The sequence below is a fragment of the Streptococcus sanguinis genome (assembly GCF_003943655.1).
Taxonomy (GTDB): domain Bacteria; phylum Bacillota; class Bacilli; order Lactobacillales; family Streptococcaceae; genus Streptococcus; species Streptococcus sanguinis_F.
On sequence record NZ_RJMM01000016.1, the window covers coordinates 1 to 14,007 of the forward strand.

Annotated in this window: 10 protein-coding genes; all 10 read left to right on the forward strand. The window is 44.2% G+C overall.

All coding sequences use genetic code 11. The features are described from left to right. Nucleotides 1-533: 533 nt before the first annotated feature. The 10 genes from gnd to D8886_RS07560 all read left to right on the forward strand — a co-directional run bounded on the left by gnd (nucleotide 534) and on the right by D8886_RS07560 (nucleotide 13,967). A complete protein-coding gene (gene gnd, locus D8886_RS07515) occupies nucleotides 534-1,958 on the forward strand; it encodes an NADP-dependent phosphogluconate dehydrogenase (protein WP_125341047.1) in 1,425 nt (474 codons plus the stop codon). Nucleotides 1,959-1,967: 9 nt separating this feature from the next. Beyond that, the gene (locus tag D8886_RS07520) at nucleotides 1,968-2,657 is read left to right on the forward strand and encodes a response regulator transcription factor (protein ID WP_125402399.1); all 690 of its coding nucleotides are present in this window, start codon (nucleotides 1,968-1,970) and stop codon (nucleotides 2,655-2,657) included. A gap of 290 nt (nucleotides 2,658-2,947) precedes the next feature. After that, complete coding sequence (locus D8886_RS07525) at nucleotides 2,948-5,140, forward strand: PTS transporter subunit IIBC (protein WP_125434898.1); 2,193 nt, start codon at nucleotides 2,948-2,950, stop codon at nucleotides 5,138-5,140. A 17-nt stretch (nucleotides 5,141-5,157) separates the two neighbouring features. After that, nucleotides 5,158-5,973: an endonuclease/exonuclease/phosphatase family protein gene (locus tag D8886_RS07530; protein ID WP_125402404.1), complete on the forward strand. Its 816-nt coding sequence runs from the start codon at nucleotides 5,158-5,160 to the stop codon at nucleotides 5,971-5,973. A 170-nt stretch (nucleotides 5,974-6,143) separates the two neighbouring features. Continuing rightward, nucleotides 6,144-6,617: a transcriptional regulator NrdR gene (gene nrdR, locus D8886_RS07535; RefSeq protein WP_002894570.1), complete on the forward strand. Its 474-nt coding sequence runs from the start codon at nucleotides 6,144-6,146 to the stop codon at nucleotides 6,615-6,617. Continuing rightward, nucleotides 6,618-7,772, forward strand: coding sequence for a DnaD domain protein (locus D8886_RS07540; RefSeq protein WP_125434900.1), 1,155 nt, complete (start codon nucleotides 6,618-6,620; stop codon nucleotides 7,770-7,772). It begins immediately after the preceding gene. After that, entirely contained in the window at nucleotides 7,773-8,672 is a 900-nt protein-coding gene (gene dnaI, locus D8886_RS07545) for a primosomal protein DnaI (protein WP_125434902.1), read from the forward strand. Next, nucleotides 8,669-9,385, forward strand: coding sequence for a nitroreductase family protein (locus D8886_RS07550; protein ID WP_125434904.1), 717 nt, complete (start codon nucleotides 8,669-8,671; stop codon nucleotides 9,383-9,385). Before dnaI ends, D8886_RS07550 begins: the two co-directional genes overlap by 4 nt. Nucleotides 9,386-9,427: 42 nt before the next feature. Then, complete coding sequence (der, locus tag D8886_RS07555) at nucleotides 9,428-10,738, forward strand: ribosome biogenesis GTPase Der (RefSeq protein ID WP_125434906.1); 1,311 nt, start codon at nucleotides 9,428-9,430, stop codon at nucleotides 10,736-10,738. A gap of 127 nt (nucleotides 10,739-10,865) precedes the next feature. Next, nucleotides 10,866-13,967 carry a pilus expression-regulating Snf2 family helicase gene (locus D8886_RS07560; RefSeq protein WP_125434908.1) on the forward strand — a complete coding sequence of 1,034 codons (3,102 nt, stop codon included), beginning with the start codon at nucleotides 10,866-10,868 and terminating at the stop codon, nucleotides 13,965-13,967. Nucleotides 13,968-14,007: the final 40 nt, after the last annotated feature.

Consider the following 14,007-nt stretch of genomic DNA (forward strand, 5'->3'; position numbering starts at 1 on the left):
GCTCTTGCTCATGTAGAAGAAGGATTTACATCAGAGGAAGGATACTATATTTGTTCGCTTAAAGATTCCAATATAAAAATTATGGAAAGTAACTTGGATGAAGAGCGTCGTAATTTAGTTTCTTTAAAGCAAGAGATTATAGATTTCTTAAAGAAAATCTATTACTAACATTTTAATCTTGTAACTATTAAATCAGTCTCAATTCCTTGATAGTGCTTGGTTCGTAGCATGATAACAAGAAAAATTCTAATTGTTCTGTAAGAATCATTTCATATGTGTCAACGGAGTAAGATAATTTTAAGTATTACAAATTTGAATTATTATAATAAATGAAAATTTCTTTATTTTATAGTAAAGCTTAACACTCGTCAAATGAAATACTCTACTTTACTATAAATCCCCTCAACCAAGTTCAGTTTCATCTGAGCTTGGTTTTCCTATCCCCATCCCCCCTTTCATCCCTCTCCGACTTAATACTTTCTTTTAAACCTTAAAAATGATAAAATAAGACAAACAAACTATAGGAGAACATAATGACTAAAGCAAATTTTGGTGTTGTTGGTATGGCTGTTATGGGCCGTAACCTTGCCCTAAATATCGAATCTCGTGGCTATACTGTTGCCATTTATAACCGCTCAGCAAACAAGACAGAGGACGTCATTGCCTCTCATCCTGAGAAAAACTTTGTGCCAAGCTATGATGTAGAGTCTTTTGTCAACTCTATCGAAAAACCGCGTCGGATTATGCTGATGGTTCAAGCTGGTCCTGGTACCGATGCGACTATTCAAGCGCTGCTCCCTCACTTGGATAAGGGCGATATCCTGATTGACGGTGGGAATACTTTCTACAAGGATACTATTCGCCGTAATGAAGAGTTGGCTAACTCTGGTATCAACTTCATCGGTACAGGTGTTTCCGGTGGTGAAAAGGGTGCATTGGAAGGGCCATCTATTATGCCGGGTGGTCAAAAAGAAGCTTATGAGTTGGTAGCCGATGTCTTAGAAGAAATCTCTGCCAAAGCTCCTGAAGACGGCGCACCATGTGTGACCTATATCGGTCCTGATGGCGCCGGTCACTATGTAAAAATGGTCCATAACGGGATTGAATATGGAGATATGCAGCTTATCGCTGAGAGTTATGACCTGATGCAACACTTGCTGGGCCTTTCAGCTAGTGAAATGGCTGATATCTTCACAGAGTGGAACAAAGGCGAGTTGGACAGTTATCTGATTGAGATTACAGCGGATATCTTGACACGCAAGGACGATGAAGGGCAAGCTGGCCCAATCGTTGACTATATTCTGGATGCAGCTGGCAATAAAGGAACTGGTAAGTGGACCAGTCAATCTTCACTGGATTTAGGTGTGCCGCTGCCATTGATTACTGAGTCAGTCTTTGCACGTTACATTTCTACTTACAAAGATGAGCGAGTGGCTGCCAGCAAGGTATTGCCAAAACCAGCTGCTTTCACCTTTGAAGGAGATAAGGCAGAGTTGATTGAAAAGATCCGTCAGGCTCTTTACTTCTCAAAAATCATGTCTTATGCTCAAGGATTTGCTCAGTTGCGTGTAGCTTCTAAGGAAAACAACTGGAACCTGCCGTTTGGAGAGATTGCTTCTATCTGGCGTGCTGGCTGTATCATCCGTGCCCGCTTCCTGCAAAAGATTACAGATGCTTACAGCCGTGATGCTGACCTTGCAAACCTACTCTTGGATGAATACTTCATGGATATTACGGCTAAGTACCAGCAGGCAGTCCGTGATGTTGTCAGCTTGGCTGTGCAAGCGGGAGTACCAGTACCAACCTTCTCCAGTGCCATTGCTTACTTTGATAGCTACCGTGCGGAAAATCTGCCAGCGAATCTGATTCAGGCGCAGCGTGATTACTTTGGTGCTCATACATACAACCGTAAGGACAAAGAAGGTACCTACCACTATTCTTGGTACGACGAAAAATAGGATAGGCCTATGGCAAAGCGAATTTTACTAGTAGAAAATGAAAAAAATCTTGCCCGGTTTGTGAGTTTGGAACTGCAAAAGGAAAGCTTTCTTGTAGATTTAGCTGAGACCGGTCAAGAGGGACTGGCTTTGGCTAAAGATGTGGACTATGACTTGCTCTTGCTCAACTATGATCTTCAAGATATGACTGCCAGCGATTTTGCTCAGCAGCTGAGCTTGATTAAGCCGGCTTCCGTCATTATCGTTCTGGCTAGTCGCGAAGAGATTGCGGAGCAGCAGGAAGCAATCCAGCATTTTGCTGTTTCCTACGTGGTCAAGCCTTTCATTATCAGTGATTTAGTGGAGCGTGTCTCTATCATTTTCCGCGGGCGCGACTTTATCGACCAGCACTGCAGCCTCTTGAAAATTCCGACCTCTTACAGGAATCTGCGAGTGGATATTAAAAATCACACAGTTTACCGTGGCGAGGAAGTTATTGCGCTGACGCGGCGGGAGTACGATCTGCTGGTAACCCTGATGAGCAGCAATAAGGTCATGAGCCGTGAGCAACTACTGGAGCGTGTCTGGAAGTACGAGAGTGCAACGGAGACCAACGTTGTAGATGTTTATATTCGTTATCTGCGCAGTAAAATTGATGTGGAAGGGCAGCCAAGCTATATCAAAACCGTTCGCGGTGTTGGTTATGCCATGCAAGAATAAAAAAATCAAAACTCTGTTCTCCTTGAGAGACGGAGTTTTTTTGCGCTTGTTACAGTATTAATAGGAGAAATAATGCGGACTTTCTGGTTATTCTATGCAATCGTTTTCGTTAAAATATAGCAAGAATGTGGTTCGTAAAGAAAAATTTTAAACTTTAGGATGCAAAAAAAGAGAAAATTTTTTTATAAAAGCCTTTACAAAATAAAAAATCGTGCTATAATAGATGTATCGATATGCAAACGATTTCATAATAAAGCGAACTTGTTTGCAAAAAATATAAGGAGGTCTGAATGATGAAAGATTCATTCAAGAACATTTTTAGCTTTGAATTTTGGCAAAAATTCGGTAAAGCTTTGATGGTGGTCGTTGCTGTTATGCCGGCAGCAGGACTGATGATTAGTATCGGTAAGTCTATTCCGATGATTAATCCAAATCTAGGTGTTTTAGTCACTATTGGCGGTGTCTTAGAGCAGATTGGTTGGGGGGTTATCGGTAACCTGCATATCCTCTTTGCTTTGGCTATTGGTGGAAGCTGGGCAAAAGAACGCGCAGGCGGTGCCTTCGCAGCAGGTCTGTCCTTTATCCTGATTAACCGTATTACTGGTGTTATGTTTGGCGTTACCAGCGATATGCTCTCAGATAAGGTAGCTGTGGTTAAAACAATGTTTGGCGCATCGATTAAGGTTTCTGATTATTTCATCAGCGTTCTGGAGTCACCAGCTCTGAATATGGGTGTCTTTGTCGGAATTATCGCAGGTTTTGTTGGAGCGACAGCTTATAACAAATACTATAATTTCCGTAAATTGCCAGATGCTTTGTCATTCTTTAATGGTAAGCGTTTTGTACCTTTCGTTGTTATCTTGCGCTCAGTAATTGTAGCAATTGTTTTGTCATTTGTATGGCCAGTTGTTCAATCAGGTATCAACAGCTTTGGTATTTGGATTGCTAACTCACAAGATACTGCACCAGTTTTGGCACCATTCATCTATGGTACTTTGGAACGTCTCTTGCTTCCATTTGGTTTGCACCACATGTTGACCATTCCAATGAACTACACAGAACTAGGTGGTGTTTATCACGTTATTACTGGTTCTGGTGCGGGAACAACTGTAGCTGGTCAAGATCCACTGTGGTTGGCTTGGGTAACTGACTTGGTTGGTACGAAATCAGCTGATCCTTCTACTTACCAACACTTGCTTGATACAGTTCATCCAGCTCGCTTTAAAGTTGGTCAGATGATTGGTTCATTCGGTATCCTTATGGGGGTAGCGGCAGCTATCTATCACAACGTGGATGCTGACAAGAAGCACAAATACAAAGGTATGATGATTGCGACTGCTTTGGCAACCTTCTTGACAGGGGTGACTGAACCAATCGAGTACATGTTCATGTTCGTTGCAACACCGCTGTATATCATTTATGCATTTGTACAAGGTGCTGCGTTCGCAATGGCTGACATCGTTAACCTTCGTGTGCACTCATTCGGTTCTATCGAATTCTTGACCCGTACTCCTATGGCCATCAATGCTGGCTTGGGAATGGATATCATCAACTTCATCTGGGTAACGATCCTCTTTGGTGTTGTGATGTACCTCATTTCTAACTTCATGATCAAGAAGTTTAACTATGCAACTCCAGGACGTAACGGTAACTATGAAACAGCAGATGGTTCAGATGAAGCTTCTTCATCAGAGTCAACTAGTGGTAAAGTTGCTGAAGCATCTCAAGCAGTAAATGTTATCAACCTTCTGGGTGGTCGCGCTAATATCGTAGATGTAGATGCATGTATGACTCGTCTGCGTGTGACTGTCAAAGATGCTAAAAAAGTTGGAACAGAAGAACAGTGGAAAGCTGAAGGCGCTATGGGCTTGGTTATGAAAGGCCAAGGCGTTCAGGCTATCTACGGACCAAAAGCTGACGTTCTTAAATCTGATATTCAAGACTTGTTGGATTCTGGTGAAGTGATTCCTGAAACACTTCCTAGCCAAAAAGCAGAATCAGCAGCAGCCGAAGTTACTTACAAAGGTGTGACTGAGGAAGTTGAAACTGTTGCGGACGGTCAAGTCATTGACTTGGCAGATGTTAAAGATCCAGTATTCTCACAAAAAATGATGGGTGATGGATTTGCAGTTGAGCCAGAAAATGGTAAGATTTATTCACCAGTTGCTGGTACAGTAACTAGCGTCTTCCCTAGCAAGCATGCTATCGGTCTTGTGACAGATAATGGCCTGGAAGTCTTGGTACATATTGGTTTGGAAACTGTTAGCCTTGAAGGTAAACCATTCGAAGTTCATGTTTCAGAAGGTCAAAAAGTTGCAGCTGGAGATCTTCTAGTCACGGCTGACTTGGAAGCAATCAAGGAAGCAGGACGTGAAACTTCAACAATCGTAGTCTTCACAAATGCAGCAGCTATCAAGTCTGTAACAGTAGAAAAACTTGGTCAAGCATCTGCTAAGACAGTTGTTGCTAAGGTTGAATTGTAAAATAGAAAAGAGAAATCATGGCAAAATTCCTGACATTAAATACTCATAGTTGGATGGAAGAAGAGCAAGAAACGAAGCTTAATCAGCTTGTAGAACGCATTCTTCAAGAAAAATATGATGTCATTTGCCTGCAGGAAGTCAATCAATTAACGGAGTCTGAACAGGTTGTTCAGGCTCCTTTTTATCAGGCAGTTGAAGGAGCGATTGGGATTCATCAAGATCACTTTGCTCTTTGCTTGGTAAAAAAGTTGGCTGAAGCAGGACTGGACTATCATTGGTCCTGGGCCTATAATCATATTGGGTTTGATATTTACAACGAAGGAGTGGCAATTCTGTCCAGAAAGCCGCTGACTCCTAGAGAAGTTCTGGTATCAGAGGCTAATGATCCTAGGGATTATCATACTCGTAAGGTCTTGCTAGCTGAGACTGAGGTAGATGGTCAATTGCTGACAATTGCCTCCTGCCATCTGTCTTGGTGGGACAAAGGTTTCCAGGGAGAATGGACTAAGCTTGAAGAAGAGCTGCTACAAGCAGAAACTCCTCTGGTCCTCATGGGCGATTTCAACAATCCAGTCGGTCAGCAAGGCTACCAGACCATCTTAGCCAGTCCGCTGAAGCTGCAGGATAGCCATACTGCTGCAAAAGAAGCTATCGGAGAGGCGACAGTAGAAGGGACTATTGCAGGCTGGGATGATAATAAACATGCTCTGAAGATAGACTATGTTTTCACTAGCCAAGGGATGGACGTTGAGCGCTCCGCTGTCGTTTTTAACGGGAAAGAAACCCCTGTTGTCAGTGACCATTTTGGTATAGAAGTGCAAGTGACTTTATAGAAATAAAAAGATGAGGCAAGACTGAGAACGCAACAGATTTGCCTCTCTTTTTCTTTTTGATAAACATATTTTTAGGGTGAAATAGTGTAATTTTACACCCCAAACGGCTGTCTTTTGTTATTCTTGAAAACGTGTTATAATGAAGTATTAGGATTCTAGGAGGAAATGGTATGCGTTGTCCGAAATGTGGTGGGAATAAATCAAGTGTAGTTGATAGCAGACAGGCAGAAGATGGGAATACAATCCGTCGCCGCCGTGAGTGTGAGGAATGTCAACACCGCTTTACGACCTACGAGCGTGTTGAAGAGAGAACCCTAGTTGTTGTCAAGAAGGACGGGACACGCGAGCAATTTTCTCGGGATAAGATTTTTAACGGTATTATTCGCTCCGCTCAAAAGCGGCCAGTATCTAGTGACGAAATAGAAGAGATTGTCAACCGAATCGAGCAAAAGGTCCGCAGTCAGAGCGATAATGAAATCAATAGTGAATATATTGGATCCTTAGTCATGGATGAACTGGCCGAGCTGGATGAAATCACCTACGTTCGTTTCGCCAGTGTTTACCGGAGTTTCAAGGATGTGGGCGAGCTGGAAAGCCTGCTCAAGCAGATTACCAAGGGGTCCAAGAAGAAAAAGGACAAATAAATGAAACCAAACCATCAGTTTTCTTTCTTGCGCAATAATGCAGTCAGCTCAGATATTGCTATCTTGACCAAGCTCTATTTGCCGATTTTGGGGAGAGAAGCGGTAGCACTTTATCTTTATCTGCTGTCTTTTGGAGATAATGGGCAAAAGCAGCACCTCTTCAGTCAGATTCTCAATCATTTAGATTTTGGACTTAATATTTTAGAAGAAAGTTTTGAGCGTTTGGCAGCGATTAAGCTAGTAGATCTTTATCAAACAGATGACTATTATCTGATTCAACTCCACCCGACCTTAACGGCGGAGGAATTTTTCAGCCATAATGTGTACAGTCGGCTCTTGGAAAAGAAAATCGGCGAAGCTGCTGCAGATGCCCTGCGACCAGAAAATCCTAGCGGAGATAAATTGATCAAGCCTTTTATGCAGGTGTTTGGTATGGAAGATGAGCAAGCAAGGGCAGTGCGAAAAGCCAATGATTTTGACTTGGAGTATTTCAAGCAACGGATGGCTCAGGACAATCTTCGTTTTGCCAATGAAAAGGAAGATGTGCTAGAATTGTTTGCAATTGCTGAGCAGAAGAAGTGGACTTGGTATGAGACTTATGTCTTGGCGAGAGAAACTGCTGTTTCTCAGGTCATTTCTACTAAACGGATGAAGCAAAAGCTAGCTCAGAAGCCGGCAGAAGGCCAATTTTCTAAGCAGGAGCAGTCTATCATTCAAGAGGCAAAACGAACATCTCCAATGGTCTTTCTGGCAGAAATCAAAAAAACTCGTCAGGCTGCTATTACGCGGACGGAGAGAAAGCTTTTGCTAGATTTAGCTGAATTAGGCCTTTTGGACGAGGTTATCAACGTAATCTTGCTCTTGACCTTTAATAAGGTGGATTCAGCCAATCTCAATGAAAAGTATGCCCTCAAGGTAGCTAATGATTTTTCTTATCAAAAGGTGACGACAGCTGAGGAAGCAGTCTTGAGAATCCGTGAGCGCAACCAGCAGCCCCAGAACCGTCCAGCTAAATCTGGACAAGGCTCTACCAAAAGCAATGTACCTGACTGGAGTCAGCCGGATTATAAAAACGAAACGAGTGCAGAGAAGCAGGCCGAGCTAGAAGAGCAGAAACGTCGGCTCTTAGCCAAACTTGAAGGAGGAGGCGAATAAATGGAGAAAATAGGACAGAATATGCCTCATATGAATAGGGTGCGGCAGTTTGACTATCAGGAGCTGGTCAAGCAGATTATGGCGGACCCAGATGTCGCGGCCTTTATCCAGCAGGAAAAGCTGACCCAAGCTGAAATTCAGCGCAGTGTCTCCAAGTTTAACCAGTATATTACGGAGCGCAACCGTTTTTTGCTGGGGGACGAGACCTATATTGCTAAGGGCTATAAGCCAATCTTGGTGAAAAATGAAGGCTATGCGGATGTTGCCTATGAAGAGACGCCTGAGTTGATTGAGCAGGAGAGACAGGAGGCTATTAGAAGCCGTCTCAATCTCATCAGCCTACCAGCCAGTCTCAAGGAGGCTAGTCTGGCTCAGGTGGATCTGGACGATGTTGGCCGCTACAAGGCTTTTGAATTTTTGACCAACTTCGTTGCTGAGTTTCCGAATTATCAGAAGTCTGTTTATCTCTACGGGGATTTTGGGGTCGGGAAGAGCTACATGATGGCTGCTCTGGCGCATGATTTGTCAGAAAAACGCGGTGTTTCAACGACTCTGCTCCACTATCCGAGCTTTGTTTTGGATGTGAAGAATGCGATCAGTTCCGGCTTGGTCAAGGAAAAGATTGACCAGGTCAAGACAGCTCAAGTGCTGATTTTGGACGATATCGGTGCAGAGCAGTCTAGCCCCTGGATGCGAGATGAGATTTTGCAGGTCATTCTCCAGCACCGCATGCAGGAAAATCTGCCAACTTTCTTTACTTCTAACTTTAGTTTTGCGGATTTAGAGCGTCACTTTGCCAGCTCTAAGAATGGCGATGAGACTTGGCAAGCCAAGCGAGTTATGGAGCGGATTAAATTTCTGGCTCAGGAGGTACGCCTAGAAGGAGAGAACCGCCGATGAATGAAACAATTAACTTGATGAATGCTCATACGTCTGTTCGCCGCTTTACGGAGGAGCAGATTTCGGATAAGGAATTACGTGCCATCATTGATGCTGGGCGAGCAGCGTCCAGCTGGAAGAATTTCCAGTCTTACTCTATCATTGTGGTGCGAAGCAAAGAGAAAAAAGAAGCCCTCTTTGACCTGGTGCCCCAAGAAGCCATTCGGCAGTCTTCAGCCTTCCTGCTTTTTGTTGGAGACCTCAATCGTGCCCAAAAAGGCGTTCACATGCATACGGAAGACTTTTATCCTAAGGGGCCGGAGAATCTCCTGATTAGCTCAGTAGATGCTGCTTTAGCGGGACAAAATACCCTTTTAGCAGCTGAAAGTTTGGGTTATAGCGGAGTAATCATTGGACTGGTTCGATATGCTGCCAGTCAAATAGCAGAGCTTTTCAAGCTACCAGACTACACTTATCCAGTCTTTGGGATTGCTCTGGGAACTCCCAACCAGAACCATGCAGTCAAGCCACGTCTGCCTTATGAAGCAGTGGTCTTTGAGGAAGAATATCGTGAACAGGATCGTTCAACTATCCAAGCCTATGACCGCGTTCAGACTGAATATGCCGGCGAGCGAGCTAAAGAAACCTGGAGTCAGCGCCTAGCTGCCCAATTTGGTCAGGAGCCAAATCAAGCTATCAACCAACTGTTCAAAGAAAAGAAATTAGAAAAATAGGGTGGAGTTTGGCTCTGTCCTAAAGAATGAAAGAGGAAAAACATGGCCTTACCAACTATTGCCATTGTCGGCCGTCCCAATGTCGGCAAATCAACGCTCTTCAATCGGATTGCCGGTGAGCGGATTTCCATTGTGGAAGATGTCGAAGGGGTGACCCGCGACCGAATCTATGCGACCGCAAACTGGCTCAACCGTAAGTTCAGTATTATTGATACGGGCGGAATTGACGATGTTGACGCACCTTTTATGGAGCAAATCAAACACCAGGCCGAGATCGCTATGGACGAAGCAGATGTTATCGTTTTTGTCGTGTCTGGCAAGGAAGGTATCACGGATGCGGACGAGTATGTGGCTCGCATGCTCTACAAGACTCATAAGCCGATTATTTTAGCGGTCAATAAGGTCGACAATCCCGAAATGCGCAATGAAATTTTTGATTTCTATGCGCTGGGCCTGGGTGATCCATTCCCGGTTTCCTCAGTTCACGGGATTGGTACAGGGGATGTTCTTGATGCGATTGTTGAAAACCTGCCAAATGAAGAAGTCGTCGAAAATCCTGATATGATTAAGTTTAGCTTGATTGGCCGTCCTAATGTCGGCAAGTCTAGCTTGATCAATGCTATCTTGGGGGAAGACCGAGTCATTGCTAGTCCAGTGGCTGGTACAACGCGTGACGCTATTGATACGGTCTTTACAGACAGTGAAGGTCAGGAATTTACCATGATCGATACGGCTGGTATGCGCAAGTCAGGCAAGGTCTATGAAAATACAGAGAAATACTCTGTCATGCGGGCCATGCGGGCGATTGACCGCTCAGATGTCGTTTTGATGGTGCTGAATGCTGAGGAAGGGATTCGTGAGTACGACAAGCGAATCGCTGGCTTTGCCCATGAAGCAGGAAAAGGTATTGTTATCGTTGTTAATAAGTGGGACACACTGGAAAAAGATAACCATACCATGAAAGACTGGGAAGCAGATATTCGTGACCAGTTCCAGTATCTGTCTTATGCACCGATTATCTTTGTCTCTGCTCTAACCAAGCAGCGTCTCCATAAGCTGCCGGACATGATTAAGCAAATCAGTCAGAGTCAGAATACCCGTATTCCCTCTGCGGTCCTCAATGATGTTATCATGGATGCTATCGCGATTAATCCGACACCGACTGACAAGGGCAAGCGTCTCAAGATTTTTTATGCGACTCAGGTAGCGACCAAACCGCCAACTTTTGTCATCTTTGTCAACGAAGAAGAACTCATGCATTTCTCTTACCTGCGTTTCTTGGAAAATCAAATCCGCAAGGCCTTTGTTTTTGAAGGAACCCCGATTCACTTGATTGCAAGGAAGCGGAAGTAGAGTTTGAAAACAGCAATTTGACAAACATACGTTTATATGTAAAAATGAAAGTAAGCATAAGAGCTTGCTTTTCTTTTTTTATGTCGAAAGTATGGTATAATGGTGAGATAAATGTAAGGTGGTAATTATGGCAAAATTAATTCCTGGTAAGATTCGGACAGAAGGAATTGCCCTGGTTGAAAACAATAAGGTAGTAATCCTTGAGGTCAGTGATTCTCTTTTATATGCTCGTGTGGACGAGTGTAATCTGCGCTATAGCTTGGATGATGATGTCATCTTTTGTTATTGCGACTTTTTCCAGAAGAAAAAATACTGTGCCCATCTGGCAGCCTTGGAGTATTATCTGAAAAATGCCCCATCGGGAAAAGATGTGCTAAAGAGTATGGAAGAAGAGGAGTTGACCAGTCAGGAGACCCAAGAGCTGGTTTCTTTCGGAAGCTTGTTCTTGGATAAGGTCTTGCCGGAGAAATCCGATCAACAGGTTCGTTATGAGCTCTCGGCTACTGGTCAGGAGGACTCTTATACAGGGCAGTTTCTCTGGAGTCTTCGGATCAGTCGCTTGCCGGACGAGCGCTCTTATGTTGTCCGAGACGTTCTTTCCTTCCTTCGGACCTTGGAAAAGGGCGGGCATTATCAGATTGGTAAGAGTTACTATGAGGCTATTCATTTGGAGGATTTTGATGAAGCCAGTCAAGATTTGCTCGTTTTCCTGCAGGGGCTAGTGCTCGACTATCAGGGGCAAGATTCCTTTTTGATTTTCCCAAATGCTGGACGCAATCTTTTCTTCCCAGCCAGCATCTTTGAAGAGGGAGTTATCTTCCTGATGAATCTGTCTTCTTTCCGCTTAGAGTACATCCTTTACGACTACAGTGAAGTCTTTTTCCAAGATTTACATGAAGAGGCAGAAGTTTATACTTTCCAAGTGGAAGAGCATGAAGAGCATTTTGAGCTAGTCATTGCTGAGAAGAATTATAAGATGCTTTATGATGGCCAGTTTATCTTTTATGGAGATACTTTCTACCAGCTAAATCCTCAGCAGATTAGACTGATGAAGGCTTTACGGGAGCTGCCTATAGAGCATGATCGGTTGAAGCGCCTGCAATTCGACTTGTCAGAGAGGACGAAGCTGGCTTCCAGTTTGTCTGAGTTTAAAAAAGTTGGCCGGGTAGAAGCACCTGAAAGTATGATGATTCATGACTTTACAGCCAAGTTTGACTTTGATATCGGTCCTGACAAGCGTCTGATTTTGGATACTGTCTTTGACTATGGAGACAGGAAGGTGACGACTCGCAAAGATTTGGAACGTCTGCCTTTTGCGGGTAATTTTGAGCATGAGCAGCAAGTCTTTAAGCAAATGCTGCAGGCAGGTTTTGTGGCAGATTTTTACAGTCAGCGACCACCTCTGAAGCCAGAAGAAATTTATCATTTCTTCTCAGAAGTCATTCCCAATTTTGAGGCTTTGGGCCATGTCAGCATGACAGAAGAGTTAGAGGCACTGGCACAGACAGAAAGTCCAAGGATCTCTGTCAAGATGAAGGGCGGCCTCTTAGATGTTGGTTTTGATTTTGCTGGTATTGCGCAGTCAGAGATAGACGCAGTGCTTGATTCGCTCTTCAAGGAGCAGGACTTCTTTATCAGTAAGTCTGGGCAAGTCTTGATTTTCGATGAAGAGATCAAGGAAATGAGTCGGACTTTGCAGCAGCTGCGGAGTAAGCGGACTAAAAATGGCTTCATTCAGACCAGCAGTCTGGCGGCTTATCAACTGGCAGAGTTTTTCAAGGGCAAGGATAGAGTACAGTTTTCAAAAGATGTGCAGCAACTGGCCTTTGACCTGACTCATCCTGAGGAGTTTCCTCTTCCTGAGCTGCAAGTCAAGGCTGACCTTCGGGATTACCAAGAGACGGGTGTCAAGTGGTTATCTATGTTGGATAAGTATGGTTTCGGTGGCATCTTGGCTGACGATATGGGACTAGGGAAGACCCTGCAGACGATTTCTTTTCTGAGTTCGCGTATAGATGGCTCTAAGAAAGTCTTAATCTTGGCGCCATCCAGCCTGATTTACAACTGGAGCGATGAGTTTTCTAAATTTGCTCCGCATCTGGATGTGGCGGTGGTGTATGGTCTGAAAAATGTTCGTGATGAGCTGATAGCGGAGAAGCATCAGATTACCATTACTAGCTATGCTTCTTTCAGGCAGGATGTGGAAGAATACCGGAACAATCACTTCCAGTATTTGATTTTGGATGAGGCTCAGGTCATGAAAAATGACCAGACCAAGATTGCCCAGTATTTGCGGGATTTTGAAGTGGAGCATACCTATGCCCTTTCTGGGACGCCGATTGAGAATAATCTGGGAGAACTTTGGTCTATTTTCCAAATTGTCATGCCAGGACTTTTGCCAAGTAAAAAGGAATTTTTAAAACTGCCAGCAGAGAAAGTCGCTCGCTATATCAAACCATTTGTCATGCGGCGCAAGAAAGAAGATGTGCTGCAGGAATTGCCTGATTTGATTGAAGTTGCTTATCGCAATGAATTGGCAGATAGCCAGAAGACCATTTATCTGGCTCTGCTCAAGCAGATGCAGGACAGAATCATCCATGCGACAGAAGATGAGATCAACCGCAGCAAGATAGAGATTCTGTCAGGTCTTATGCGCCTCCGCCAGATCTGTGACACTCCGAAGCTGTTTATGGAAGATTACGAGGGCGAGAGCGGTAAGCTGGAGAGTTTGCGGGAATTACTTGAACAGATACAAGATGGTAATCGTCGTGTCCTCATATTTTCACAATTTCGTGGTATGCTGGATATTATCGAGAGTGAGCTGGACAAGCTAGGCATGGAGTCTTTTAAGATTACAGGCTCTACTCCAGCCAAGGAGCGTCAGGACATGACAACAGCCTTCAATGACGGTCAGCGTTCAGCCTTTCTAATCTCCCTCAAGGCTGGAGGTGTCGGTCTCAATCTGACTGGTGCAGACACAGTCATCTTGGTTGACCTCTGGTGGAATCCAGCGGTTGAGGCCCAGGCCATCGGCCGTGCCCACCGTATCGGTCAGGAGCGCAATGTCGAAGTCTATCGGATGATTACACGGGGTACGATTGAGGAGAAGATACAGGAGCTGCAGGAGAGCAAGCGCAACCTGGTTTCGACTATTCTGGACGGGGCAGAAGCCAAATCCAGTCTCTCTGTGGAGGAAATTCGAGAAATTCTAGGAATTTCGGCAGAATAGCTTGAAAAATAGCCTGAATAGTTTATAATAATGAAGGGTT